The sequence below is a fragment of the Pseudomonadota bacterium genome, assembly GCA_039815145.1.
GTDB lineage: Bacteria > Pseudomonadota > Gammaproteobacteria > Steroidobacterales > JBCBZW01 > JBCBZW01.
The window spans coordinates 1-25,488 of the sequence record JBCBZW010000039.1; the positions used below are offsets into that span (position 1 = coordinate 1).

At 65.9% G+C, this 25,488-nt stretch carries 20 protein-coding genes; 9 read left to right on the forward strand and 11 right to left on the reverse strand.

The window, feature by feature from the left end; all coding sequences use genetic code 11:
- The 6 genes from AAF184_11865 to AAF184_11890 form a co-directional block, all read left to right on the forward strand.
- The coding region (locus AAF184_11865) for a carbohydrate binding domain-containing protein (GenBank protein ID MEO0423028.1) at positions 1-1,046 on the forward strand (1,046 nt) is incomplete at its 5' end.
- 53 nt (positions 1,047-1,099) lie between these two features.
- Entirely contained in the window at positions 1,100-4,330 is a 3,231-nt protein-coding gene (locus tag AAF184_11870; GenBank protein ID MEO0423029.1) for a hypothetical protein, read from the forward strand.
- Between the two features lie 33 nt (positions 4,331-4,363).
- The gene (locus AAF184_11875) at positions 4,364-5,095 is read left to right on the forward strand and encodes a hypothetical protein (GenBank protein MEO0423030.1); all 732 of its coding nucleotides are present in this window, start codon (positions 4,364-4,366) and stop codon (positions 5,093-5,095) included.
- Entirely contained in the window at positions 5,088-6,926 is a 1,839-nt protein-coding gene (locus AAF184_11880) for a glycoside hydrolase family 2 TIM barrel-domain containing protein (protein MEO0423031.1), read from the forward strand. The genes AAF184_11875 and AAF184_11880 overlap by 8 nt, the downstream gene beginning before the upstream one ends.
- A gap of 139 nt (positions 6,927-7,065) precedes the next feature.
- Entirely contained in the window at positions 7,066-9,006 is a 1,941-nt protein-coding gene (locus AAF184_11885) for a S8 family peptidase (GenBank protein ID MEO0423032.1), read from the forward strand.
- Between the two features lie 152 nt (positions 9,007-9,158).
- Positions 9,159-9,539 carry a VOC family protein gene (locus AAF184_11890; GenBank protein MEO0423033.1) on the forward strand — a complete coding sequence of 127 codons (381 nt, stop codon included), beginning with the start codon at positions 9,159-9,161 and terminating at the stop codon, positions 9,537-9,539.
- A 106-nt stretch (positions 9,540-9,645) separates the two neighbouring features.
- On the opposite strand, the gene AAF184_11895 is transcribed toward AAF184_11890, so the two are convergent.
- Together AAF184_11895 and AAF184_11900 are read right to left on the reverse strand one after the other, a co-directional pair.
- Positions 9,646-10,086: a Csp1 family four helix bundle copper storage protein gene (locus tag AAF184_11895; protein MEO0423034.1), complete on the reverse strand. Its 441-nt coding sequence runs from the start codon at positions 10,084-10,086 to the stop codon at positions 9,646-9,648.
- An 81-nt stretch (positions 10,087-10,167) separates the two neighbouring features.
- Positions 10,168-10,893, reverse strand: a complete 726-nt coding sequence (locus AAF184_11900) for a hypothetical protein (GenBank protein ID MEO0423035.1) — start codon at positions 10,891-10,893, stop codon at positions 10,168-10,170.
- 128 nt (positions 10,894-11,021) lie between these two features.
- On the opposite strand from AAF184_11900, the gene AAF184_11905 reads away from it, so the two are divergent.
- Positions 11,022-11,582: a DUF2239 family protein gene (locus AAF184_11905; protein ID MEO0423036.1), complete on the forward strand. Its 561-nt coding sequence runs from the start codon at positions 11,022-11,024 to the stop codon at positions 11,580-11,582.
- 15 nt (positions 11,583-11,597) lie between these two features.
- Here the strand turns inward: AAF184_11905 and AAF184_11910 are convergent, their stop codons facing one another.
- The 4 genes from AAF184_11910 to AAF184_11925 all read right to left on the reverse strand — a co-directional run bounded on the left by AAF184_11910 (position 11,598) and on the right by AAF184_11925 (position 18,523).
- Positions 11,598-13,067 (reverse strand): amidohydrolase family protein, encoded by a 1,470-nt coding sequence (locus AAF184_11910; GenBank protein ID MEO0423037.1) that lies wholly within the window; start codon positions 13,065-13,067, stop codon positions 11,598-11,600.
- A gap of 116 nt (positions 13,068-13,183) precedes the next feature.
- Positions 13,184-14,134, reverse strand: a complete 951-nt coding sequence (locus AAF184_11915) for a glycosyl hydrolase (GenBank protein ID MEO0423038.1) — start codon at positions 14,132-14,134, stop codon at positions 13,184-13,186.
- A complete protein-coding gene (locus AAF184_11920) occupies positions 14,127-15,017 on the reverse strand; it encodes a glycosyl hydrolase family 17 protein (protein MEO0423039.1) in 891 nt (296 codons plus the stop codon). Before AAF184_11920 ends, AAF184_11915 begins: the two co-directional genes overlap by 8 nt.
- Before the next feature lie 26 nt (positions 15,018-15,043).
- Complete coding sequence (locus tag AAF184_11925; protein MEO0423040.1) at positions 15,044-18,523, reverse strand: hypothetical protein; 3,480 nt, start codon at positions 18,521-18,523, stop codon at positions 15,044-15,046.
- 147 nt (positions 18,524-18,670) lie between these two features.
- Here AAF184_11925 and AAF184_11930 point away from each other — a divergent pair, with 147 nt between their 5' ends.
- On the forward strand, positions 18,671-19,987 hold the full coding sequence (locus AAF184_11930) for a family 16 glycosylhydrolase (protein MEO0423041.1): 1,317 nt from the start codon (positions 18,671-18,673) through the stop codon (positions 19,985-19,987).
- Here the strand turns inward: AAF184_11930 and AAF184_11935 are convergent.
- The gene (locus AAF184_11935) at positions 19,984-20,463 is read right to left on the reverse strand and encodes an SHOCT domain-containing protein (protein MEO0423042.1); all 480 of its coding nucleotides are present in this window, start codon (positions 20,461-20,463) and stop codon (positions 19,984-19,986) included. The genes AAF184_11930 and AAF184_11935 overlap by 4 nt on opposite strands.
- A 160-nt stretch (positions 20,464-20,623) precedes the next feature.
- Between AAF184_11935 and AAF184_11940 the strand changes: the two genes are divergently transcribed.
- Positions 20,624-21,874 (forward strand): VCBS repeat-containing protein, encoded by a 1,251-nt coding sequence (locus AAF184_11940; protein ID MEO0423043.1) that lies wholly within the window; start codon positions 20,624-20,626, stop codon positions 21,872-21,874.
- Positions 21,875-22,041: 167 nt separating this feature from the next.
- Here the strand turns inward: AAF184_11940 and AAF184_11945 are convergent, their stop codons facing one another.
- The 4 genes from AAF184_11945 to AAF184_11960 form a co-directional block, all read right to left on the reverse strand.
- Positions 22,042-23,127 carry a LacI family DNA-binding transcriptional regulator gene (locus AAF184_11945; GenBank protein ID MEO0423044.1) on the reverse strand — a complete coding sequence of 362 codons (1,086 nt, stop codon included), beginning with the start codon at positions 23,125-23,127 and terminating at the stop codon, positions 22,042-22,044.
- Between the two features lie 115 nt (positions 23,128-23,242).
- Positions 23,243-23,980 carry a pseudouridine synthase gene (locus AAF184_11950; GenBank protein ID MEO0423045.1) on the reverse strand — a complete coding sequence of 246 codons (738 nt, stop codon included), beginning with the start codon at positions 23,978-23,980 and terminating at the stop codon, positions 23,243-23,245.
- A gap of 15 nt (positions 23,981-23,995) precedes the next feature.
- Positions 23,996-24,343 carry an ArsC/Spx/MgsR family protein gene (locus tag AAF184_11955; protein ID MEO0423046.1) on the reverse strand — a complete coding sequence of 116 codons (348 nt, stop codon included), beginning with the start codon at positions 24,341-24,343 and terminating at the stop codon, positions 23,996-23,998.
- Positions 24,344-24,376: 33 nt separating this feature from the next.
- Positions 24,377-25,444: a hypothetical protein gene (locus AAF184_11960; GenBank protein ID MEO0423047.1), complete on the reverse strand. Its 1,068-nt coding sequence runs from the start codon at positions 25,442-25,444 to the stop codon at positions 24,377-24,379.
- Between the last annotated feature and the right edge of the window lie 44 nt (positions 25,445-25,488).

The following is a 25,488-nucleotide window of genomic DNA, read 5'->3' on the forward strand; positions in this document are numbered from 1 at the left end:
GTGACAACGGCGATGCCATCGGCCTCGACGCCGTGGTCTACGCCACGGACCCGAACATCACCGAAGACCTGTTCCCGCCGATCATCGACAACTTCGGCTCCGGTGCCGTGTTCGATGCCAACAACATGAGCGATCCGGACTTCAACCCGGCGTTCTCCGTGACCAGCGGCCAGGACTTCAGTGACGGCGACAACATCGTCAACGTGGGCTTCGTGGCCATGTTCGGCTACGCCCAGGGCTTCGCCGCCGGCTTCGAGAACTTCAAGTTCAAGGTCCGCGACGTGCCGGTGGGTGCTGCCCTCGAAGTGAAGTTCATCGGTGGCGGAGGCGAGACGTCCCGCCTCTACGACGTGCTCACCTACGAAGGGTCAGAGGCGATCGGCAACGGCTGGTACCAGCTCACGATCCCGATGGCGGACTTCGCCGGCAGCGTCGCCAACAACGACGGCTTCCTGATCGGTCCCTTTGACAACCAGCCAGCCCCGTTCACCTTCCTGCTCACGGACATCGGCTTCAGCGGCATGGTCGCCGACGATGGCGGCGGTGGGGGTGGAAACGACGATCCCGACGAGCTGACCGAGAACGGTCGCTTCGAATCCGGGGATCTGATGGGCTGGACGATCTTCGAGAACAACGGCCAGATCTTCATCGAAGAGAACGACGCGAGTGAGGGGATGTTCTCCGGTCGTCTCATCGCAGGTCCGGGCCAGAACCCGGTGCTGAAGCAGGACTTCCTTGGCGTAGATGTGGTGATGCCTGGAGACACTGTGGAAATTTCCTTCGATATGAAGGGAACCTTCGAAGGTCCGGGCCCGGTATTCGTGGCAGAGTTCTTCACCGAGGCCAGCGGTGGCGGCGTCTTCGCCGAGATCCTGGAGCAGGTGTTCGACGCACCGGCTGACTGGACCACCTACACCTACACCGCCACCGTGGCGGCGGATGCGGGTCGTGGCATCACCCTGCAGGTGGTGGCTATCTGCAGCGGGGACCCGGCCTGCCGCGCGGATGTGCTGGTCGACAACTTCAGCGTGAAGATCGCGCAATGAGCCGAGCACAACAGAAAGCCCGGCCGGCCGCACTGGGAGGGGAGCCAGTGACCATGAACGAGATCAACAACAGGGAATTCGCTATGACCGCTAGCCGCCTTTGGCGTCGCATGAAGGCCGTCGTCTGGGTGTTGCCGCTGCTCCTTGCGCTCGGCGCACCGGTGCAGGTGGCCCACGCCCAGGTGGATCGGGTCGAGACCTACAAGGACGCGAACGGCTGGAAGCTGAAGGTCAATGGCTCCGACTACTACGTCAAGGGCGTGGTCTGGGGCTATTCGCCGCGCGGTCAGAACTACACCTACAACCTGTGGGGCCAGCCGGACGACTTCATCCGCAAGGTGCTGGACTACGAGATGGGCCTGATGAAGGCCGCAGGCATCAACACGATCCGCACCTTCTCCATGATCCCGCCGAAGTGGATCACCTACATCTACCGCGAGCACGGCATCATGTCCGTGGTGAACCCCCTGATGGGGCGCTACGGCTACAACGTGGGCGGTAAGTGGATTCCCTTCACCGATTACTCCGACCCCCTGACGCGTGAGACGCTCAAACGCGATATGCAGGGCTGGGTGCAGCAGTACAAGGACACGCCGGGCGTGCTCATGTTCGCCTTCGGTAACGAGAGCAACTACGGCCTGTCCTGGTCCAGCTTCGAGATCGAGAACCTGCCTGCGGGCGAGCAGCAGACCGCGAAGGCGCGCTTCCTCTACTCCCTGTGGAACGAGGTGGTCAAAGCCGGTAAGTCGATCGATCCGAACCACCCGTTCACGATCGTCAACGGTGACATTCAGTACATCGACCTCATCCAGGAGCTGTGCCCCGACCTCGACCTGCTCGGCTCCAACGTTTACCGCGGCAAGAGCTTCACCACCCTGTGGAGTGAGGTGGAAGCGAAGCTCGATCTGCCCGTGGTGTTCTTCGAGTTCGGCAGTGACGCCTTCAACGCCCGCCGCTTGGAGGAGGATCAGCTGTCGCAAGCGCTGGTGCTGCGTGATCAGTGGGCGGAGATGTACCGCAAGGCCTACGGCAAGGGCGAGGAGGGCAACTCCATCGGTGCCTTCGTCTTCGAGTGGCGCGATGAGTGGTGGAAGTACCTGCAGATCGAGAATCTGGAGATCCACGACACCAACGCCTCCTGGTCCAACCAGGCCTATCCCTTCGACTGGGCCGAGGGCCTGAACAACATGAACGAGGAGTGGTTCGGCATCATGGCCTTAGGGCTGCCGAACTCCGAGGGCGTGTACACGGCCCGTCCGCGTATGGCCTACGACGTGTTGGCGGAGATCTTCCAGATCGATCCGTACACGGCCAACGTCGGCGAGATCAACGCCCGTGTGGCGAGCGTCGACCTTGACGTGCTGGAGCTCAAGGGCGAGGTGCGGGCCCTGAAGTCTCGCGCCAACGAGGACCGGCGGCTCCTGAAGTTCACCGGCGGTGACATCCGCGGTGAATTCGCCGTGCGAGCCCTCGAACAGGACATCACCGAGCTCGGTGAGAACGGGGTGGAGTTCACCACCGGCCAGCAGCTGAACGTCGACTTCGCCTTCAACCCGAGCGAGCAGGTGGAGGGTCAGTTCTCCCTCAACGTGCTCGGTGACGTGGCCGACAAGCAGCCCCTGGAGTTCGAGTACGGCCAGCGCGGCCTGCCGCTGACGATCCGCGTACCCACCCTGAACGAGAACCCGGGCCTGGTCCTGCGCGATCAGACGCTGGATCAGTTCACGGAGCGCCAGGTGGTGCTGTCCGATCGTGAGCGCGTCGAGATCTACGACTTCAACGCCAAGTACACGGGCCAGAACTTCGATCTCGAGGCCTTCTACCACACGCCGCGTTTCCACTGGGCCTACGAGGGTGACTTCTTCGGCCTGATCCAGGAAGCCACGGACATCCCCGGCATCGACGTCTTCAACGGCAAGGCGCCGGAGGGCATCGAGTTCACCGGTAAGGGGCCGCTCGAGGGCCTGAAGATCGTGGCCGGTCCCGAGATCTACTGGGGCGCCAACCCGAAGGCGGTGATCAAGTACGAGTTCGCCACCAAGGGCATCGACTGGGCGATCATCCACTCGGAGGACTTCTCGCGATTGGGTACGGGTGCTAACGCCACCCAGGCCACCCAGCGTCAGACCCGGGCCACGTCCATCTACGCTTCCACCCAGCTGCCGGGCGGCATCAAGGTGGAAGCGGGCGGTCTGCTCTCCGCACCCGAGCGTATCGACGAGCAGTTCGACCGGGTCGACGAGGATGGCAACATCATCACGGACCAGATCGAGTTCGAAGACACCCTGGGCTTCAAGCTGAAGACGAGCTTCCGCCTGTTCGGCACCGAGGCCTACCTCTCCGCACAGCACGCGGGCCTGGTGTCGGAAGGTGGTCGTCCGGTGCCGACCTTCGGCGTGCTGGATCCGACCCGCTTGCCGCTCACGGGCCTGGGTAACCGTCGCGAGTACGAGGCGGGCACGATCATTCGCTTCGGCAACCTGATGATCTACCCGCGCTTCCTCTACCGCGACAACCTGGTGGACGCGAACCCGTTCATCGAGCCAGGCATTACGCCGGACGGCATCCTGAACCCCGGCCTCGTGCCGCGTGACCGTGACAACGATGCCTTCGCCGTGTTGAGCAACCGTGAAGCCCGCTCCGGTGAGATCTTCTTCACCTGGGATCCGACCGGTGCCACGCCGTTCTACGACTGGGACAACGAGTGGCGTGAGGACGCGAAGTTCGCCTTCAACATCGGTGCCAACTACACCGAGTACCCGACGGCCACGGACGCCAACCTGTTCTTCCTCGACTTGGGTAACGGCGGCAGCAACGCCTCCTTCGGTCAGGGCCTGCCCGCCGAGGACGTGTGGAGCGTCACCAGCCGCATGGTCTGGAACCCGAGCCCGAACCAGAACTACATCCTGACCCTGGTGCGAGGCTTCGATCAGTCGACGGGTGATCCGACCGGAGGAACGCGTGATTTCTACGAGGCATACTGGAAGGCGGTGATCAACAAGCGCCACCTGGTGCGCGGTTACTTCAAGAAGGACTCGTGGGGTCCGGAGGACTTCTTCCGCCAGTTCAACTTCACCTACCCCGAGCAGTTCGAGTTCGACTACTCCTTCCTGCTGGGTAAGGGGCTGTCCTTTGGCAATCTCATCGATGAGATCCGCGCCACCCGTATCGGCGTGCGCACGATCTTCCGTACCACCGATGAGAACTCCCTGCCGGAGGAGTTCCTGGACGGCGAGAACGACTACGCCTTCCTGACCACCTTCTACTTCACCTATCGCTTCTGATCGGCTCGTAGGCAGAGCACGAGGATTGTGAGAATGAACAACAAGACGCTTAAGGCCAGCAGCATCACGCGATGGATGACGATTGCCTCCCTCGCGGTGGTGGGCGGCCTCGGCCTCACGGCCTGTAACGACGGCACGGACGGCGGCATGGTGATCAATGCGATCGTGCTGCCGAGCGACACGCTGCTGAACCTCGCCTGCATCAACGTAGGCGTCGGTTCCGAGCGCTGTGTGCTGGACGACCCGGAGAACCCCTTCATCGGGACGCCCATCGTCGAGTTCGACGCCAACAACCCCGACGCGGCGAACAAGTTCGAGCTGTTCAACGCGATCCCCGTGGGGCCGGAAGGTGCCAAGTCGCGCTTCTACTTCTGGGCCACGGCACTCGCCAACCGCCAGTCCGGGGAGAACCAATACTTCACGGCGCTGGCGTTGCACGAGCTGTGGGATATCAACGGCGACCCCCTGATCCAGGAGCAGGCACTGAAGGCCTACCGCTCCGTGCTGGACAACTTCTTCGGCCAGGTCACCGTGTTCACCTGCTGCCCGGGCCTGAGCCCCGACGGCGAGCCGGTGCCGTTCCCGGTCGGCACCAACGAGCTGGCGGCGGATGCCCTGTACCGGACGGACGCGACCGGCTTCGATCGCCTGATCCCCGGCGATCCGCTGCTGGTGATCTCGCAGCTCCTCGAGTGGGGATTCACCTACCAGCCGGCGAATCCTCCGCTCTTCGATGACGGAGTGGTCAGCGTCATCGGTGGCTAAGCACTGGCGCCAGTCGAGCCTGGCAACGGCGGGCTCGGCGGTGGGCCTGGTGGCCGCGGTGACGGTGTTCCTCACCGCAGGCCTAGGCGTATCCCGCAGCGCTCACGCGGAGGAGGCTCGGGGCCCCGTGCCCGTGGAATTGCGCGAGACCCCGCAGGGCTGGCAGCTCTACCGAGGGGGCGAGCCTTACTTCATTCGCGGCGCCGGCGGCGACGCGTCCCTGGAGGCCCTGGCCGCTGCCGGGGCGAACTCCGTGCGCACTTGGGGCGGTGAGGTCGACGAGGTGCTCGATCAGGCCCAGGCCTTGGGGCTGACAGTCACCGTCGGCATCTGGCTCGGCCACCCGCGACACGGCTTCGACTACGGCAACCCTGCCCAGGTTGAGAAGCAACTCGCCCGCGCCGAGAAGATGGTCCTGCGCTACCGCAATCACCCCGCGCTGCTGCTGTGGGGTGTCGGCAATGAGGCGGAAGGCTTCGACGAGGCGACGGACCCCAAGGTGTGGAAGGCCATCAACGACGTGGCCGCAATGGTGAAGGAAACGGATCCTCACCATCCCACCATGACCGTGACCGCCTTCGTCCACGGGGAGCGCATCGAGTACATCCACGAGCGCTCACCGGCCATCGATATCCACGGTATCAACGCCTACGGGGGGGCACAGGTGGTGCCCGAACGCCTGCAGGAGAAAGGCGCCAGCAAGCCGTACGTGCTCACCGAATTCGGCCCCCTCGGCCCTTGGGAGACGCACTCGACCGAGTGGGGTGCGCCCCACGAGCAGACGAGTGAGGAGAAGGCCGCGTTCTACCGTGCCACCTACGAGCACGCGGTCGACGGCCAACCCGGCCGCACCCTGGGCGCCTACGCGTTCCTCTGGGGCCACAAGATGGAGGGCACGGACACCTGGTTCGGCATGTTCCTGCCCGACGGCGCCAGCACGGCGGCGGTGGATACCATGTCCACCTTATGGTCGGGTAAGGCGCCCGCCGATCGTGCGCCCACCATCGCTGCCCTGACGGTGGCGGGAGAGGCCGCGGTAAAGTCGGGCGACGTGGTCGAGGTGTCCACGCGCATGGCCGATCCGGATGGCGGCGATCTACGCACCCGTTGGGTGTTGCGGGCGGAGTCCGGCGAATACGCCACCGGCGGCGACTTCCGGTCGACCCCTCTGCCCATCGAGGACGCGATCCTGTCGTCCAGCGCCACCGGCGCGCGGGTGCGTATGCCCGAGGCACCGGGGCCGTACCGGCTCTTCGCCTACGCCTACGATGAAAGCGGCAAGGCAGGTACCGCCAACGTGCCTCTGCTCGTGAAGGGAGAGCGTCGCACGCCCCTGCCGTTCCCCGTGTACGAGGACAGCCTGGAACAGATGGCCTGGGTGCCGTCCGGGTGGATGGGGGGCGTCGAGCACCTATCCCTCGACGGGGACGACACCAGCAACCCTCATCGGGGCAAGGCATCGATCCGAGTTCGTTACGAAGGTCAGTTCGGCTGGGCCGGCATCGCCTGGCAGCATCCCGTCAACAACTGGGGTGATCAGGAGGGCGGCATCGACCTCACGGGGGCCCGCAAACTGGAGTTTTGGGCGCGCGGCGAATACGGGGGCGAGAAGGTGAGCTTCGGTGTGGGCTTGCTCGAGTCCGACAAGAAGTACCCCGACTCCAGCATCAGCAAGTCCGGCGACATCGTGCTGACCGACGCCTGGCAGCGCTACGAGATTCGCTTGAGGGGCAAGGACCTCAGCAGCCTCAAGACGGGGTTCTACGTCACCCTCGTGGGACGCACTTCGCCGGTCACCATCTACCTGGACAGCATCCGCTTCACACGCTGAGCGAAGCGCCCTTTACGGGCCGCTTATTTGATCGACCTCACACTTTCGCTGTCCTGCAAGTTCCTGAGTGAACGGCCCGTCGTACTTCGATCCGCTGAAATAGTGGCATCGAAGTGTCAGCGGCGGGAGTGCTTGCGCCATGAGTCTAAAAACAGGTCTGTTCGTCGTCGGAGGGGCGATCGCCGCCTCTTACGTATGGTCCTTGGCGGACCGTGATGCGCCCCTCGGGAGTATCGATGTACCCACGCCACCGGTGCCCCTCGCCGCAACGCTGACGTTGCCGGAGGTGACTCCCGAGCGGATAGCGTCGCCCGCGGCGACGGTCGATATTCCCGCCTTGAGCGCCGCGGAGATCGAGGCGCGCATGAGCACGGCCGTGGCCGCGTTGGCACAAGCCGGCGGCACCGATCCGGTGGAGTTGGTGTTGAACGCCGAGCAAGGCGAGAAGCTCCTGGCGGCTGCAGAGCAGGCCGGCATCAACGTCACCGCCACGCGCACCTTCGCCACCCTACCTTACCTGGCCCTGACCGCCTCGGCTGGCGACTTGCATCGTCTCGCGGCGATCGAGGGCATGAGCTACATGACGCTCGACGGCACGGTGGAGTCCGCCCGCTACCGTCGCAGCGGTGGTTGGCGTCGCAGCGGTCACCGCAGCGGCAGCTGGAGCAGCTCCGGGGGCAGTTGGAGTGGCAGCGGCAGCAGCTGGAGCGGCAGCAGTTGGAGTGGTCACCGCGCCATGACCGCGATCGAGCGTCCCGTGGGCTTGCAGACGGCCAAGGCGCCGACCTCCGACATGATCGCCATGAACGTGCAGGTGGCGGTGCTGGACTCGGGTGTTACCGAAGCGGCTTACGATCTCCTTGGCTACGTGCACACAGTGGTGGATTTCACCGGCGGGCGCTCCGTCGATGACTACGGCCACGGCACCCACGTCGCCGGCATCATCTCCGGTGACGGCCTCGATTCGGCCGGATTCTTCCAGGGCATGGCGCCGCGCGCCGGCATCCACTCGGTGCGTGTGCTCGATGACAAGGGTCGCGGGCGGATCTCCCAGGTGCTCGCCGGTATCGACTGGGTGATCGCCAACGCCGCTGCCAAGAACATCCGCGTGGTGAACATGTCCCTGGGCAAGGGAATCGACGAGGCCGCTGCCAACGACCCGCTGGTGCAGGCCGTCGAGGCGATGTGGGACGCGGGCCTGGTGGTCGTCGCCTCCGCCGGCAACTACGGCCGTGACGGTGCCATGACCATCACCAGCCCTGGCAACTCACCGAAGATCATCACCGTCGGCTCGCTCACCTACCGGGGCACGGCGCGTACGGACGACGACTTCGTCTCCACCTATTCCTCGCGTGGGCCGACGATGCTCGACCACTACGTGAAGCCCGATCTGGTGGCGCCGGGCAACCGGATCCCGTCCACGGTGGCCCCCGGTTCGGTGCTGGATCGGGACCTCCCGAATTGGGTCCGCGAGCGTCCGACCAACTACTACACAGCGAGCACGGGCGACGGCTACGACACGGCGGACTACGTCGAGATGTCCGGTACCAGCATGGCGGCTGCCATGGTGTCGGGGGCCGTGGTGTTGATGCTCTCGGACGATCCCAACCTGTCGCCTGCCACCATCAAGGCTCGCCTGATGCGCTCCGCGCGCAAGATCGATGACGGCACCCTGGTGGCCGGTGCCGGTGTGCTCGACGTGCAAGCGGCCCTGGCGGAGCAGGGCTACGTATCCGGTCAAGCGCTTTCGCCGAAGCTCCAGCGTGCGCAGGACGGCGAGATCTACCTGATCGAAGACACGGCCAAGCTCTGGGGCAACCCTGCCTTCGGCGCGGGCTACCTGTGGAGCGATGGCTACCTTTGGTCGGACGCCTACCTGTGGAGCGACGGCTACCTCTGGTCGGACGCGTATCTGTGGAGTGACGGCTACCTATGGAGCGACGCGTACCTGTGGAGCGATGCCTACCTCTGGTCCGATGCGTACCTGTGGAGCGACGGCTATCTCTGGTCCGACCATGTGAAGAACGCCGATCCGCTGCTCAACCTGCAGAGCAACGGCCTGATCCACCGCCCCGACTAGGCGCTGTCACCGATACGAGCGTGGGCACAGGGGCCAGGACGTCACGTCCTGGCCCCGTCTTTTTGTTGGGTTTGTACCCACCGTCGATCGTTCGTGGCAGCATCGCGAGCGGAACGTGTGAGTCAGCTCAAGGGCGGCAAAGGAGCGGAGCAGTGTTTACCCACGTGATGGTTGGTACCAACGACATGGAGGCGTCGAGACGCTTCTACGACGCAGCGCTCGCGGCGTTGGGGCATTCGGCGGGCGTGATGGACCCGAAGGGACGCTGCTTCTACACCAGCAAGTACGGCGTGTTCTGCCTGACCTCACCGATCGACGGGCAGCCCGCGACGCACGCCAACGGCGGCACGATCGGGTTTCGCGCCGCGAATCCCGAGCAGGCGGATGCCTTTCACGCGGCAGGCCTCGCCAACGGGGGCACCGCGTGCGAAGACCCACCGGGGGTGCGCGAGGGGTCGGGACGCACGATGTACCTCGCGTATCTGCGAGATCCAGATGGCAACAAGATCTGCGCCCTGCACTCGATCGCCTGAGCGCGCGCGGGGCTGACCCGCAATCCCGCACCTATTGCAGTTGTTGGCTCGACGCTGGGGGCTTCCCTCAGGCGGCGATCCGCTCGCATTCCTCGATGCAATGCTCTCAGGCCTTGGCGCACGCCCGGCATACCTCGTGATGCTTGGCGTGCTTGCGGCACTCTTCCTCACAGCGCTTGCAGACGGCTGAGGTGGCCTTGGCAAACGCAGCCAAGTGCGAGGATCGGTGCGCGGCGAGTTGGGCGAGGGCGCGACAGGCGATGACCAGGTCCTGCACGCGCACGGCGCAGTCGGCGAGGGTGGTGTCGCCGGACTGAAACTCGCTGAGGCAATGGGCGATGCAGTCATCGCCCGTGGTGACGCACTCCAGGGCACTGTCGCGCAGCTTGTTGTCTACGGCCTGCATGGCGTGGTGGCCCGACTGCTCGTGATGGGCGGCGTGGCCCGCGGTTGCGAACGCGAGGCCCGCGAGGGCCGCGGTGGCGCCGCTCAGCACGTCCCGGCGCGCCCAGGATCCGTGTGCTTTGGATCGATCGTGGTCGGTCATGCTCGGTAGCTCCTCGTGGCAAGGCGATTGAGAGGGGCAGAGCCTACTGCAAATCTTGCCCGGGGTCGCTGTCGTGGGGCCTTAGTTCGGCAGCAGGCCCAACGCGTGGTAGGTGAGGGTCAGGAGGACTGCACTGACCGCGGCGTAGGCCAGCAGGCAGGCCATCAGCGGACGGCGAAAGATGGGCAGCAGATAGGCGGCTGGCGCGATCATGGCCTGACACCAGCGTTGCGTGGCGAGGATTGGCAACGCGCCCAGGGCGAACACCGGGAAGGCGCCGAGGCCGATCGCGTAGAGGTACACCCCGGTCAGGCTCTCGAAGCGGATACCAAAGCGGAAGGAACCCGCCACGGCGCCGAGGGCTGAGGCGGGATTGCCGGCGAAGGCGCCCTTGACGGCGGTCCACAGGAGGAAGGACACGGCCGTCAGCAACATCGTCAGGAGCAGGCGAGCGGCCGCATCGCCTAACAGAAATAAAAAGTGTCCGAGGGGTTCGCTGCCGAGGAACCTGTCCAGGTGCTGGGCGTAGTAACGGGCTACGGCCAAGTTAACCAGCAGCACGATGGGAAAGCCGTGCAGGGCCACCTGGGCCCACATCCCACTCTGCAGGGCGGACGGGCGTCGCATGAGGAACACCGCAAGGCAGGGCAGCAGCGTAGCGGCGCTCATCGCGCTGATCCTGATGATCAGGCGGAGCCAATCCCGCTCGCAGCCCTGGCCGTAGAGCCAGCGCAGGCCGTCGCGCAGGGCGCGGAAGAACGTCGCGTCGTCGCGGGTAAGCAGGGTCGTGAGTAGCTGGGGCGCCATGCCCGTACCGTGCCATGGGTGGGGCGAGGCCCCAAGCGCACCGGTGGCGCGGAACGCACCTATGCTTGCGTATTATTTCTATCCGGGTATTATTTGCGCCCACTTGCATCCACAGGAGAACACGCCCGATGGCGACCAATGCTCATCAGTACTGCGCGTTCCGCGACGGCCAGGAGGTAGCTCGCGGGGATCTGCTACCCGTTGCACTGAGGGTGCGGGATCTCGGCGCAGGTGCCCCGTCCCAGATCTTCGATCTCGAGGATGGTCGACTCGTCGACGTGCTGCTGGAGGGCACGGACCAGACCATCGCTGACTGGATCGCCCAGCACCACCAAGCAGCAGCCGCGCCCGAGCGCGGTCGTGGCCGGCCCAAGCTGGGTGTCGTGGGGCGCGAGGTCACCCTCCTGCCGCGCCAGTGGGCATGGTTGAACGCACAGCCCGGGGGGGCCTCGACCACCCTTCGCCGGCTGGTCGACGAGGCGGCGAAGCGGCCGGATGCGCAACGCCAGGCGGCGCGCGACAGCACCTACCGCTTCTTGAACGCCCTCGCCGGCGACTATCTGGGGTTCGAGGAGTGCCTGCGCGCCCTGTACGCCGGAGACCGCGAGGCGTTTGGCGCCCGCACCGCGGCTTGGCCGAAGGATGTGCAACACCAGGCGGACGCCTTCGCAGCGGCCGTCTGGGAGTGACCCGCGCCTGGGGCCCTAGGGCCCGCCGCTCCAGCGTTGGAGGTTGAGGAATTCCCGGCGGGTCTTGGGTCCGTAGGTCTCGAAGTGGGGGTCTGGCCGGTTGCGGTAGTCCTCGCGCCAAGCCGCCACCTGATCGTCGCCTAGGTGCGCCGCCCGCACGTCCGGTTCCACCTGATAGATCCGCAAGGCGTTCAAGCCGAAGATCTTGGCGCGGATCGCAGGCGTGATCTCCGGGTAGGCGAAGCGCTCGCGCAGGGGCTCGCTGATCTGGAAGGTGCGCATGGCCTGGATCTGGTCCTGCGGGGAGCCGTACCAGATCGAGTCCGTGCCCCACAGCACGTTGTCCTCGCCCAGATGGAGCAGGAGCTTGCCGAGGGCGTGGGCGGCCTGATCCGGGTCGCGCATGAGGAAGCGCCAGGTAGAGCCGAGTTCGGCGAACACGTTGTGCTGCTCGCCGAGGCCCGCCTGGCGGACGGACGTGATCAGCTGATCGATACCGTCCGTGCGCTTCGGGTCGTAGGGGCCCTCCGCGCGGTTCACCGTGAAGCCCGAGTGGTAGATGAGGAAGTTCACATCGGGGTACTGCTTGGCCACCCTGCCCACGTCCACGCAGGTGGAGTGCTCGTAGGAGCGGGGGCCGAAGGGCAGGCCCTTGTGCACGGCGATGTTCTTCACCCCCAGGGCGCGGGCCTTCTCGACCATGGCGAGGCCGACGTCGTCGTCGAGGAAGAAGCCGGTGCCGGAGGGACCCCACTGGGTGTAGGTCTTCCACGCGGCGATACCGAATTCTTTCGATAGGCGCTCCATGTCCTCCACGTCGCCCGCCTGGTTCGGATTGACGCGACCGTGGAGGTAGAGGCGCCGGCTGCCGCCCATCTTGGCCACGATCTCCTGGGTGGCCGCTGCCTCCTCGATGGTCAGCGGTTCGCCGTCGCGGGTGGAGGGCACGAAGGACAGCACGGCGAGATCCGTATCGGAGTCCAGGAACAGGTGGCGGATGAAGGCATCCGGCCCGAGGCACTGCAGGTGGTCGCGGGGGCCGCCCATCGCCGCCGCCGCGCAGTTGCCCGTATCGGCGAAGCGCAGGGGGCTGGCCTCGTCGGGCAGCGCGCGTAGCCAGGCGCCCGTGGGGTTCACGAAGTGGCCTTGCACGTCGAAGATGAACTCATCGCCCGTAACGGCAGCGATGGCGGCGTCCAGGTCCGTGGCGGCTTCGCGTGGCAGGTCGTAGTAGCCACCCCGCCGGCCGATGGCGCCGAAGGCCTCGTTCATGGCGAGGAGGGTGCTGGCGGCGCCGCAGGCGCTCACTAGAAAGTCGCGCCGCGAGGCGCCCAGGCGGCGGGCATTCTCTGTGGCCTGGGCGAGGGCGTGGTCGCAGGCGTAGCGTTGAATTGGCGCCAAGGGCACCGGCTCGAATTCGCCGTTGCTGGTGCTGTCGAGCTTGATGGGCAGGCGCTGCCCGTTCGGATCCACCGACGTCGCCATACGCTTTCCTCTTGTCGGACGTGCCTAAGGGGCACGCCCTAGATAAACGTGCCTGAAGGCACGATGCGCGACGCGGCCGTCGGGTCGCGCCGCGTTCGGCGCAGCGGTGGGTCGCCCTAGGCGGATGGGTGGTCGCGCATCGCGAGCTTAGGCGTGCGGTCCACGCGGTAGAGACCCCAGTGTTTCTCAGGCTCCAGGGGGTCCGCCGAGCCCTTCCAGGGCTCGTCGAAGGCCTCGAACACGAAGGTGAGTATCTCCTCCCGATCGACCCACTCGAGCAGCTGCTCGTAGTAGGCAGCTTGCAGCTCCTCGGAGGCGTTGTGGGGCTCGATGCCCCGTCCGTTGGCCGCCGTGGTCCACCCGGCCTCGGTGATGATCACCGACTTGTCGGGGTAGTGTTCGGCCACCGAGCGATAGTTGTCCTGCGTGTAGGCCAGGGCCTGGTCCAGCGAACGGTACTCCCACACGGGGTAGGTGTGGATCGCGATGACGTCCAGCACCGCGGCGAGCGGTTCCAGCTTTTGCGTCCAGGGCACGTAGTTCTCGCAGAAGGTCACCGGCTGTGGAATGCCCGCGCGCATCTGCGAGGCGTAGCTCACCAGGCGCTCCACCGGCACCAGGTGGTCCGTCCAGTCGACGCTCGCCTCGTTGCCGATCGACATGGCCATCACCGTGTGCGGATGAGCGCTGGCCAGGGCGATCGCGCGGATGACGCGCGATTCGTTGGCGGCGCGGTTCTCGCGCAGGGTCTCCTCACTGAAGTCAGCGCCCCAGGGGCAGTTCGGGTTGCTCACCTCGGCGGCGAGATCCACGCCTAACATCACGCGTAGGGGCAGCGCTTCGCGTTCGATCACCTCCAGCACCGTCTGCGCGTGGCGACTGCAGTCGTACAGGCGAAGGTACTGCCAATGGGGCGCGAGGATATTGAGATCCTCCCGAATCTCCTCGTAGGAGGGGTACAGACCGTGGCCGGGGTGTTGGCCCTCCCGGTAGCCCGAGTAGCAGATGGCGCGCCCGTAGGTGGGCAAGGAGCGGGTCATGAAGGGGCGGGCGATGATGTCAGACATACTTCGGCTTCCCGTGCTGGTCCCACAGGCCCCAGTAGGCGCCGACATCGCCCTCGGCGGCCACCTTCCAGGTCTCGTCGAAGGAGGAGAACCAGAAGACCTCCACGTCATCCTCTTCCGCCCACTGGTAGGTGTCGAGGAAGTACTTGATGGCGTGCTCGAAGGAGGGCACGGCGCCGCCGACGGGGGTGCCGATGTTGGGCCAGCCGGTCTCGCTCACGATCACGCGCTTGCCCGGCGCCACGCGCTGCGCGCGGCGGTACATGTCCTTCATGTACAGGCAGGCGAACTCCGCCGGGCAGCTCTCCCAGAAGGGATAGCAGTTGGCGAGGATCACATCGCAGGCCTCGGTGATGCGCGGATGCACCTCGAACTCGAAGTAGGCATCGACGTAGCCTACCGGCACGCTGTCTGGCACCGCGGCGCGGGCGCGATGCAGGTACTCGAGCAGCTGATCTTCCGTGAGATCGCCGCGCAGGAGCACTTCGTTACCCACGCCTAGCACATCCACAAGGCCGGCCTTGGCCAGTTCGATGCCCGTGGCCAGCTCCTGGTCGTTCTTCTCCAGGTCGTCGCCGAGCCAGACGCCGACCATGGTGTTGAGCCCTTCGCCCTTGGCGATGGCCGGGATGAGCTCGTTGCCCTCGCTGCAGGAGAAGGTGCGTATCCAGCGCACGTAAGGCTGGATGATGGCCAGGCGTTCGCGAATCTGCGCCTCCGTGACCTTCACCACCTTGGGGTCCTGGCCCTCCACGTAGGGGCTGAAGGAAATCCCGTGGAGGCCGCGCTCGAGAAGCTCTCGTACGAGGCGGCGCAGGTCCTCGACGCTGCGATTACGAATATCGACCCCGGCGAGGGAGAGCTTGCGTTGGTAGGGCGACATCGACATGTGCCTGGACTCCGAATCAATCAGTGTTTGAAAAGCAGGGTGGTGCCGAGGCGCACGACGACTTCGCGTACGCGCCCCTCACGGCGGAAGAGCGACTCACTGTCGGCGCTCGAGAGCGTGAGCTCGGCTTGTGACTGGCTGGTGCCGTCGGCGTAGTGCACGGTGATGCCGGCCGCATCTTCCACCTCGACCAGGGCGTAGCGCACCGGCACCTGGCACCAGGTGAACGCCAGGCTGTGCGGCGATAGCGCCAGCTCGTGCCACTCATCGTCGAGGCCCACGTAGCGCAGGGGCGCTGGCGCCGACAGGAACTCCTGTCCGCGCAACAGTTGCGGGCGAAAGCTCACGCGGCCATCGCGCACGCGCACGCCGAGCTCGCCGAAGCGTGTGAGCACCTCTTCCTTGACCTGTCCGGTCATGCCCGGTTGGCGCGCGCCGGCGTGGCCCGGGGTGTGCGAGTAGGCATCCATGGGGAAGGCGCCGAACTCCGCGGGGGACTTGTTGAAGCCGATGCCTGCCCGTACCTGATAGTAGTGTTCGCCGAGGCGATGGCAGGTGAGTTCGTCCGTACCCGCCTCGAGCGCCGCGAAGAACGTCTCCTGTACCGCCAGCAGGAGCTTGGAAACCATGTGCCAGTAGATGCAGCCGAGGCCCTCGAAGCCGAACATGGTGCCGGATCGGCCGGTGAATGCTTGGTGATCGAAGACCTGTTCGAACAGTGCAAGGACGCTGTCTCGGCCATCGGCCACCAGGCCTTGGAAGCTCTCGGGCAGGGCGTCCAGCGCGCTTTGCAGGTCATCGGCGTTGGTGAAGTCCGCGTTGAAGCGATAGGTGCCCTCGGCATCCCTGTAGAGCACGTCCTCGTTACCGTCCGCGAGCAGGCGGGTGAGCAACGGATTGGCTTCGACCTGCGCCTGCGCCAGGCGGTTCTTATCCAGGAAGCTCGCCAGCTTGCGGTCGGGGTAGAGCATGAAGCTGTGTTGGTCCACCCGGTAGATAGGGCTGTCGAAGAGCCCGTCCAGTACCGCCACCGCTTCCTGAGGCGCCAGGGTGCCGGCGCTGAGCGCAGCCACCTGTCCCTCGAGCATCGGGTAGAGATGGCCGAGTTCCAGCCGTTCCTCGCTCACCCCCAGCAGGTTGTAGGCGTGGTAGAGGCCGTCTTCGCGACGGTTGCTCTGGATGCTCTGATCGACCACCGCGCGCGTATCGTCCAGCAGGCTGGTGATCTCGCCCATGGGCAGCGCTTGCACCGCGCCGTCGCCGGCGCCTTCGGCGTAGACGGTCGTGCGATAGGTGCTGGCCGCCTCCCCGAGTTGCACCAGCAGCGCGTAGCGGTCGTGGTCGTTGGGGACCGTACCGGCGTCGAGGCGGCCGCGGAAGGCGTGCAGGGCGGTCGCCGTGTCGCGCAGCCACTGGGCGAGGGGCGCGGACAGGGTGGCCGCCGCGTCTTCGCGGCTGAGCAGTCCGTGGAGGAAGTGCACGTAGCGGCGCAGGTAGTACAAGGTCACCATGGACAGCCCCTGGCCGACCAGGGCGTTGTTGGCGTCGTTCCACTCCGGACGTTGCGTGTTCATCCAGATGCCACCGTCCACCACCAGGTTGCCGAGCTTGGCGAGCAGCGGCACCAGCAGCTTCTCCAGCAGGGTCACCTGATGTACCTCGCCGTCGCGGGTGAGGATCAGTTTCGCATCGCCGCCTATCTGCTCGAGGCGCGCTTCGATGGCGTGCGCGGCGTCGTCGGCGTAGTCGACGGTGGTCTTCGGATCCTCGAGCAGGGCGTGGAACGGGCGGATGCGGTAGGGCACGTTGGCGTAGGCGAACAGCGGCGCGTGCAGCAGCGCCTGCAGACGCTCCGGGTGGAACTGGCGCGACAGCTCCAGGAGCTTTTGCAGGTAGATGATCTGATGATCACCCCAATAGCCGATGTAGCTCCACGGATCGTCCGGCTCCTCGACCTCCCAGTCGATGCCTTCCTTGGTGATGCGGTAAGGGTTGTAGCCGTCCATGGTGGAGGCGTTGACGAACTTCGCCACCATGTGCTCGACGTACTCGGGAATGCTGAAGGCCAGGGCCTCCCAGTTCTGGAAGACATCGCGCCAGTTGCCCTCGTACCAGTAGACCGGCTGACCTTCGCCGTCGTGGGTGCGGATGGAGAACTGATTCCACGGACGGCTGGGGTCGCCGTGGCGGCGACCGAAGGCGATCGGTAGGTACTCCTGGGCGAGGCGCTCGAGCTGTCGGTCGCCCGTCGCGCCGATGCGTTCACGCAGCTCCCACACGGTGAGATCCCTCGGGAGGGCGCCGAGCATGGCTTCGTGGCGTTCGTAGACGGGGCGGTTGAAGGAGCGCACGGTGGCGGCGAAATCGCCCGCCGGCACCTGGTACTGGGAGGGGAAGTAGCCCCCGCGCAGCACGTTCCACATCACGTTGGCGTAATGGTGGGCGGCCACGTTCTCCTCGGCCGTGCCCTGGTAGCCGTCGCAGGAGGCGATGATGCGGGCGAGGGCGTCGCCGCCCGCCGCCACGTCCGCGTCGATGGCTTCGGCGAGACCAGCGGGGTCGCGTAGCGCGTTGCGCAAGTTCACGACATCGCCCTGGGATCGCTCCAGGTCAGTGACCAGGCACCAGGATTTGCCGGCACCAGGCTCCAGGCTCAGGCGCTGGTGCACGAAGTAGGCACCGCGGATGCCGCGCTCGCGTTCCTCCTCGCGCAGGGCCTCACCGTGGCGGAAGGCCTCGAGCTGCTTGGACGAGATCAGCCGCGTGGGGGCGTCCAGGCCGAGGCAGTAGGCCACGTTGGCCTTGAGCGACTCGCAGGGCGCAGCGCGGTCCGTGATGCCCGAGTAGAGGGTGAACAGCGCTAGACCTGAGCTCGGATCCAGCTCCGTCCACTTGTACGCGTCGACCAGGTTGCTCGAGTTGGTTTGGGTGAAGCGCGGCGTGCCGGCGGGGAGCAGGTTAGCGAGGCCGTCCAGGAACTCCAGGTCCACCGGGCCATCGCCGAGGTTCAGCAACTCGCAGCGGCGTACGAGGCCGAATTGCGCGCTCGTCTCCCAGGTGTAGCGGAACGCCAGCTGCAGATCGTGGTTGACCTCTTCGAAGCGCAGCTTGTGCCCAACCAGGCTCTTCGCCAGCTGGCGGCTGGTGGAGTAGCGGCCGTCGTGTTCCCGGTTGAACGGCTCCCAGCGCTGGGAGGCCTGACCGGTGCGGTGTACCCGGACGATGGTCTTCGGGCCCGTGTGCGGCAGGCTCTCGTGGATCCTGTCAACTGTCACGTAGGGGAACAGCGACGTGTCCGGGGACACCCGTCCAGCGGTGAGCCCACCCGTCGATGATACGAACAACCAGTGGTCCGCGCTCGAGATGACGCTGACGAAGAACGGCGCCATGTGGTCGACGTCGGTGATCGCATAAAAGCGGTCGCCGGCGATGTCGACGAAGGCGCCAGCGGGGACGGGGCGACCGCTGGTCGCCTGCGGGAAATGGTGTTCCACGGACATAAGCAACGTACTCTTGTCGTTGTCTTCTGGGCCGGCCTCCGCCAGCGCCTGAGGCGCCTCGGCGACCGAAAATCTAGCGACAGTTTAATTGTGTCTGACAGCGCTGTCATTCAGAATCCTCCGTGGGCCAACCAGGGAGGGGGATCCTTGAAAACAACAATCGTGGTCAGTGTCGCAGGCCTCTGTTTATTGGGCAGTTCGGCCTATGCTGCACCGCCGTCAGCGGTATGGGCGGTGAACGTCAACGGTCCCGCCTACGAGGCGATGGATGGCACCCGCTTCGCCGCCGAGACCGACGTGAGCGGCGGCACCCCCGGGGCCCTCGAGGTGGTGAAGGGCAGTCAGGATCCGGCGTTGTACGCGGGCTACCGTGTGGGGGATGTGCGCATCGCGCATGCCCTGGCCTCCGGTACCTACGATGTGACCTTCTACTTCGCCGAGCCGCTGGCCGTGCCGGTCGGTCGCAGGACCTTCGACGCCTATCTGGAGCAGAAGCGGGTTATCGAAGACATCAACGTCATGGGCTGGCGTGACGGCAAGGCGCAGTCGGCGCTCACGGTGACGGTGCCGGGCGTGGCGGTCAGCGACGGGCGCCTCGACGTGCACTTCGTCGCCCGCCAGGGGCAGCCCGTGCTGAGTGCCTTGTCCGTACGTCAGGCCGAGCCGGCCATCGGGTGGACGCTCGCCTGGCGTGACGAGTTCGATGGCGAGCGCCTGGACGACGCGCGCTGGACGCCCGATCTGTGGCCGGCGCGCAAGGTCAACGATGAGGATCAGGTGTACACGGATCGGCCCCGCAACCTGCGCCTGGCCAACGGCCACCTGATCATCGAAGCGCACCGTGAAACCTACGAGAACGGGCAGTACACCTCGGCCCGGATCCACTCCCAGGGCAAGGGCGATCTGCTGTACGGTCGCATCGAAGTTCGTGCGCGCCTGCCCCAGGGCCAGGGCACCTGGCCCGCGATCTGGATGTTACCTAGCGATCCCTTTCGCTACGCGACCAAGTGCAGCGATGGCGACTGGCAGGGCAACGACGCCTGCGATGCGTGGCCGAACTCCGGCGAGATCGACATCATGGAGCACGTTGGCTACCAGATGGGGCACGTGCACGGCACGGTCCACAACGAGGCCTACTACTGGGCGAAGTGGGAGCAGCGCAAGGGGCGGATCATCCTCGATGAGGTGGACCGGCGTTTTCGCGCCTACGCTCTCGAGTGGACCCCCGAGCGCATCGATGCCTACGTCGACGACACCCACTACTTCTCCTACGTCAACGAGCATGACGGTTGGCGCTCCTGGCCCTACGATCATCCGTACCACGTGATCCTCAACCTCGCCGTGGGCGGGGCCTGGGGGCGGGCCGGCGGGCCGATCGACGACGCCGTGTTCCCCCAGCAACTCGTGGTGGACTACGTGCGGGTGTACGAGCCGAAAGGGGCAACCCCCACGGCGGGGCGCTAGAAGACGCTGGAGATGATGCGCGTCTTGATGCGGGAGAACTCGTCCTCGGTGATGTAGCCCGCATCGCGCAGCTCGCCGAGCACACGGAGCTGGGACAGGGTGCGCGTGTAGTCACCGTCGATGGCGGTGGCATCACCGCCCGCGCTCGGTGCCGCGGGTTGGCTCGGCGCGTACGTCGCGGCGGGCGCAGCGCTCGGCGGCGGGGCCGACGGTCGCGTCGCCGCGTAGGGCACGCCGCTGCTCGGCCCGCGGGGAATCGCCGTCGCCGTCGCGGCAGCGCTACCTTCCTCCGCCGGCTCCTCATCGGCCTGGCGCCGTTGCATATCCCGCTGAATCCGCTCGTTCGCGATCCGCGCGCGCTCTGAGGCCGTGTCCACCCCCTGGGCCAGCACGCCGCCGGAGAGGATCGTGGTGCACAGGCACGTGATGGCGAGCAGCGAGCGCAGGGGCGAGGCGCGGAGTGACGTTGCGTTCATCCCACTAGGATAAACCGCTTTTCCGGCGGGTCGCCAATGGGCACCGCACGCCAGCGCGCAAGCTGTTTGTTGTATTTTTCACGAAATACTGGTGTTTGAGCAAAGGGGTGTCTAGGCTCTACAACATCGATGTCAACCACACCGCGAAAGGGAACTCGTGATGGACGCTCGCTTCACCGCTTCGGCCTTGCTCATCCTTAGCTCAACGCTTCTGCTCACCGCCTGTGGGGGCGGGGGAGGCGGCGGCGGAGGTGGCGGCGGCGGTGGCGACGGGGGCACCGATGGTGGCGGCGGCGGCGGCGGAGGTGGCGGCGTCACGATCCGCTTCAGCGATGCGACCGCGAACATCCCGTCCCTGTCCGGTATGTGCATGGATGCCGGCGCCGCTGACGTGGACGGCGACGGCGATCTCGACCTTGTTCTGGCCCAGGAGTTCGGCATCAACCTGCTCCTGCGCAACGACGGCAACGGCGTCTTCGATCAGATCCCCGGCGTGATCCTGGGCGGCAGCGGCGACAACGAAGACCTGCGCCTGGCCGACTTCGACAACGACGGCGACCCTGACATGATCTCCGTCCACGAGGATGACGCCGAGCACGCGTTCTACCTCAACGACGGCACGGGTCTGTTTACGGAAGTGGTCGGCGCCATCCCCCTGGACAGCATCGCCAACGCCGTCGAGGTGCTCGACCTGAACGGCGACGGCTTGCTCGACATCATCCTGGGCAACCGCGGCGCCAACCTCACCCTGTTGCAACAGCCTGGCACCACCTTCGTGGACGACACGGCCAACCTGTCCTTCGGCGAGTTCGGCACCACCCAGGATCTGCTGTTCTTCGACGCGGACGGTGACGGCGATCAGGATCTATTCGTGGCCAACGAGAGCTTTAACTTCCTCTACATCAACAACGGCGATGGCACCTTCACCGAGCGCAACGACTCCCTGCCACCGAACGATCCACGCGAGACCCGTGAGGTGGACGCCGCCGACGTGGACAACGACGGCGATCTCGACCTCGTGCTCGGCAACATCACCTTCGTCAACAGCTTCGATCAGGAGAACCAGCTGCTGCTGAACGATGGCGCGGGGAACTTCACCGACGCGACCGCGACGGCGCTGGCGGGCGTGTCCCTGGGGGCGAGCAGCTTCACCATCCAGTTCGTCGATCTGGACAGCGATGGTGACGTGGACGTGGTGGCCCCGGCCAATCGCCTGAGCCTCGGCGGCACCGTCGCCTTCTGGCTCAACGACGGCAACGGTACCTTCACCGATGACGGACTGGCCCTGTTCGATGAGCAGCCCATCGGCAGCTTGTTCGACGTGGAAGTGTTCGATGCCAACGGCGATGGCATCGACGATCTCTACTTCTGCAACCGCACCGGCACGGACACCTTCTACCTGGGGCAGTAGTACTTAGGGAATCTCTGCACAAGTCCGCCCACCATCCCCGCGCACCAGCAACCCGATCTCGGCGTTGCGCAAAGTTCCCTGTAGCTGCGGCTACAGGGAACTTCGCGCGCCTTGATCTCGCGTCGCTGGACGCACGGGGCTGGCGACCAGACTTGCGCAGAGCTTCCCTAGGCGTTGGCGAAGCGATTGCGCCGGCGTCCGCCGGCGTTGGCGTCGTCCTCGGCGACGGCGCCGGTGGAGTCGCGGATCTTCAGCTCTCCGAGCACCGTGCGCGGCAGGCGACGGGTGTCGTGGCCCTTAAGGCGAGCCAGCAGCAGATCAGCCGCTGCGCTCGCGAGTTCGAAGATCGGCTGGCGCACGGTGGTCAGCGATGGCCATAGGTGGCGAGCCAGGGGGGCGTCGTCGAAGCCCGTCACGGACAGACCGTGGGGCACGCTGAGCCCCATCTCGTGGGCGACGTAGAGGACGCCGGCGGCCATGTCGTCGTTGCTGGCGAGGATCGCCGTCGGGCGCTGGTGCGTGCCGCTCAGCAGCTTGCGTGCCGCCACCTGGCCCGATTCGAAGCTGTTGGTGCCCTGCTGGACGAGGTGCTTGTGGAAGGGTAAGCCGCAGCTCTCTAGCCCCTCCTTGTACCCGACGTAGCGGCTTTGCACGGCGCGATGGTCCGGATGACCGATGATGAACCCGATGCGCTCATGGCCAAGGGAGGCGACGTAGCGCGTCATCTCCGCGCAGAGCTCGCGATCGTTGGTGCGCACCGACTCGTCCGCGCGCGTACGCACACCGGGTGAGATCCGCACGCAGGGCATGTGCTGGTCTTGCAGCATCTCGTTGAGGGCCGTCATCTCCGCGAAGGGCGGGGCGATGATGCAGCCGTCCAGGCGGGTCTCCTTCACCAGGCGCGCCACGATGCTAGGCGCATTCTCCGCGGTGGCTTCGAAGGGGTAGACCAGCAGCTCGTAGCCTTCGGCTTGGGTGCGGGCGAGCACGCCGCCCTGCAGATCGGTGAGGTAGCTCGCGCTCGGGCTCGCGTAGGGGCCGGGGTCTTCGTAGAGCAACGCGATGCGGAAGGAGCGCTTGCCGGCCAAGCGCCGGGCGGAGGTGTCCGGGCGATAGCCGAGCTCCTCGATCGCCGCCAGCACCGCCTCGCGGGTGGAGGGGCGGACGTTCGGTTCGTCGTTGATCACGCGCGAAACGGTCTTGATCGATACACCCGCCCGCGCGGCGACATGGTGCACATTCACTTTCTGCATCTGGCGCCGGGCTCCTCCAGGCGTCTCGCTCGGGGTTGCTCACCAACCCCAGGACTCCCCGGAGTATAAGCGGACTCCATGTCGTCTAATCAAATTTTGCCGCTTCGGAAATCCCCTACACGGCCATCCATGGGGACCGTGGTAAGGACCATTGGAAGGCGGCAGCGACCCGCTCGAAAGCGTGACCGGGATGGGCGTGGAGCTGAAGGACGCGTCCGGTGCGCGGGTGCTGGACGCGCACGCCGACGCATGCCAGCAGGAGTCGATCGCAGGCGAATGCCTGGCGAAAGAAGCGGTTGTGAGTGCCCTTGCCGTAGGTGGTGTCGCCGATGATGGGATGGGCGATGTGCTTCATGTGGCGCCGCAATTGGTGGCGCCGGCCGGTGACGGGCTGGAGTGCCACCAGCGAGTAGCGGCTGGTCGGGTAGCGGTCGATCTGGGCCTCGATCTCGCCATGCCGAAGACAGCGGTAGGCCGTGCGCGCAGGACGCGGCGTCGTGTTTGCGCTCGTTCCGGGCTCGTCTGCGATGGGATTGTCCACTGTACCCTTGGGGGGACAATGGCCCCGCACCACCCCCAGGTAGTCCTTGGTGACGGTATGGGCTTCGAACTGCTGGGCGAGCAGGCGTGCGTCTTCGGGGCTCAAGGCGAAGAGCAGGACGCCGGAGGTGGGCTTGTCGAGGCGGTGGATCGGAAACACTCGCTGCCCCAGCTGATCGCGCAGCAGCTGCAGGGCGAAGCGGGTTTCGTGGCGATCGAGGTTGGAGCGGTGGACCAGCAGACCCGGCGGCTTGTCGATGGCCACCAGGTGCTCGTCGCGATAGAGGATGGTGAGGGGCGACCTATCACCCACGCTGGGTCGACCTTCCTACAGAATCTCCAGGAGCTGCTCGATCGGGCGGCCCACAGCGGCGCGCGCACCCTTGATGCCGATCGGGCGCTGGATGAGTTTGGGATGCTCCGCCATGGCGGCAAAGACCTCGTTATCGCTCGCCTGCGCGTCGATCCCGAGGGCGGGACCGTCCTTGGCGCGCATGAACTCACGCGGACTCACCCCGCCCAGCTTCTTGGCGATATCGCGCAGCTCGTCCTCGCTGAGTCGCTCGGAGACGTTCATGTACTTGCGCAGTTCGGGGGCGACGCCCTGCGCTTCGAGCAACGCGAGCCCCTTGCGACTGGTGCTGCAGGCGGGGTTGTGGATGAGCACGTAGGTCATGGTTCGTCGTTCTCCTGCGGGTGCGCTGCCATTCTACCGTGGGTCGGGTGCTACCGGCGTCACCGGCGCTGGGGTGGCCGGCGGTGAGCCCTCATCGGCTGGGTGTTCCTGGCGCCAGCGCTGCACTTGCACCTGGGATTTGATGAGGTCGATGGCATCGATGAGCATCTGGTTGGTGACCTCGTCGAATTGCTCATCGTGCTGCAGCAGCTGGTCCAGGGTGGAGGAGAGGAGGTCTTCGACGAAGGCCCGGTTGCGCTCGGACTGCAGGTCCGCCGCGGCACCGTCGATCACAGCGAATACGATCTGCGCGATCGTGCGTTCCAGCAGCCGCGTGCCGTAGGCGCCGAAGACGGGGATGAGCTGCAGACGCTTGACGTCCTGGCTCTCCTCCACTGCCTTGGTGATCAGGTTGTCCACGTAGACGCTGACGTCGGCCCGGTGGTCACCGTAGGCCTCGTCCACCAGCAGCTCGAGGCGGCGGCCGAGGGCTTCCACGAGATCGCCCCGACGCTTCAGCACCACGTCGTTGACGATGCGGCGGACCACCGGCTGGTCCGCGCGCAGCTCCGCCTGCACGCCGTCGAGCACGTTCACCACCACCCGGTCCGCCACCTCTTCCACGAGGATGGCGTAGTAGCGGGCCACCAGACGTGCTGGTGCCGTGTCGGCCAGGTCGATGACGCCGAGCTTCTGCAGGCGGTAGACCATCGAGAGGATGCGCAGGAAGCGCAGGGCGCGGAAGCCGGCCAGGGGCAGGCAGCCGAGCACTTCGTACCAGTGCAGGAAGGGGTAGTGGTACCAGCGGTCGTAGATCTTGCGCCGCACGGCGATCGCCCAGCGCAGCACGAACTCGCTGAGGAACACCGCCACGAAGGCGAGGTCGATGAGCCAGAAGACCGGATCGATGTGAGCGGCGTAATAGTCACCGATCACCGGCAATAGGCGCGAGACGAGGGGCGGGAACCAGGTGCTGGCGTAGAGCCAGTCGAGGATCAACCAGGCGAGGTTGATGACCAGCAGCCCGAGCATGGCCAGATCGAGCACCAACCAGGTGGTCTCCTGATTGTGCAGGAAGTTGCGCGGTCGGAACTTGATCATCGCGGTTCGCGTCGGCCGGGAGGGATCGCCGGCGCCGCGGGGGC

Coding starts and splice junctions, on each gene's coding strand:
- AAF184_11915 (MEO0423038.1), bottom strand. CDS start 14,134: ATGTCTGACATCATCGCCCGCCCCTTCATGACCCGCTCCTTGCCCACC.
- AAF184_11870 (MEO0423029.1), top strand. CDS start 1,100: ATGAACGAGATCAACAACAGGGAATTCGCTATGACCGCTAGCCGCCTT.
- AAF184_11910 (MEO0423037.1), bottom strand. CDS start 13,067: ATGGCGACGTCGGTGGATCCGAACGGGCAGCGCCTGCCCATCAAGCTC.
- AAF184_11885 (MEO0423032.1), top strand. CDS start 7,066: ATGAGTCTAAAAACAGGTCTGTTCGTCGTCGGAGGGGCGATCGCCGCC.
- AAF184_11945 (MEO0423044.1), bottom strand. CDS start 23,127: ATGCAGAAAGTGAATGTGCACCATGTCGCCGCGCGGGCGGGTGTATCG.
- AAF184_11900 (MEO0423035.1), bottom strand. CDS start 10,893: ATGGCGCCCCAGCTACTCACGACCCTGCTTACCCGCGACGACGCGACG.
- AAF184_11935 (MEO0423042.1), bottom strand. CDS start 20,463: ATGAACGCAACGTCACTCCGCGCCTCGCCCCTGCGCTCGCTGCTCGCC.
- AAF184_11895 (MEO0423034.1), bottom strand. CDS start 10,086: ATGACCGACCACGATCGATCCAAAGCACACGGATCCTGGGCGCGCCGG.
- AAF184_11925 (MEO0423040.1), bottom strand. CDS start 18,523: ATGTCCGTGGAACACCATTTCCCGCAGGCGACCAGCGGTCGCCCCGTC.
- AAF184_11940 (MEO0423043.1), top strand. CDS start 20,624: ATGGACGCTCGCTTCACCGCTTCGGCCTTGCTCATCCTTAGCTCAACG.
- AAF184_11960 (MEO0423047.1), bottom strand. CDS start 25,444: ATGATCAAGTTCCGACCGCGCAACTTCCTGCACAATCAGGAGACCACC.
- AAF184_11875 (MEO0423030.1), top strand. CDS start 4,364: ATGAACAACAAGACGCTTAAGGCCAGCAGCATCACGCGATGGATGACG.
- AAF184_11920 (MEO0423039.1), bottom strand. CDS start 15,017: ATGTCGCCCTACCAACGCAAGCTCTCCCTCGCCGGGGTCGATATTCGT.
- AAF184_11905 (MEO0423036.1), top strand. CDS start 11,022: ATGGCGACCAATGCTCATCAGTACTGCGCGTTCCGCGACGGCCAGGAG.
- AAF184_11955 (MEO0423046.1), bottom strand. CDS start 24,343: ATGACCTACGTGCTCATCCACAACCCCGCCTGCAGCACCAGTCGCAAG.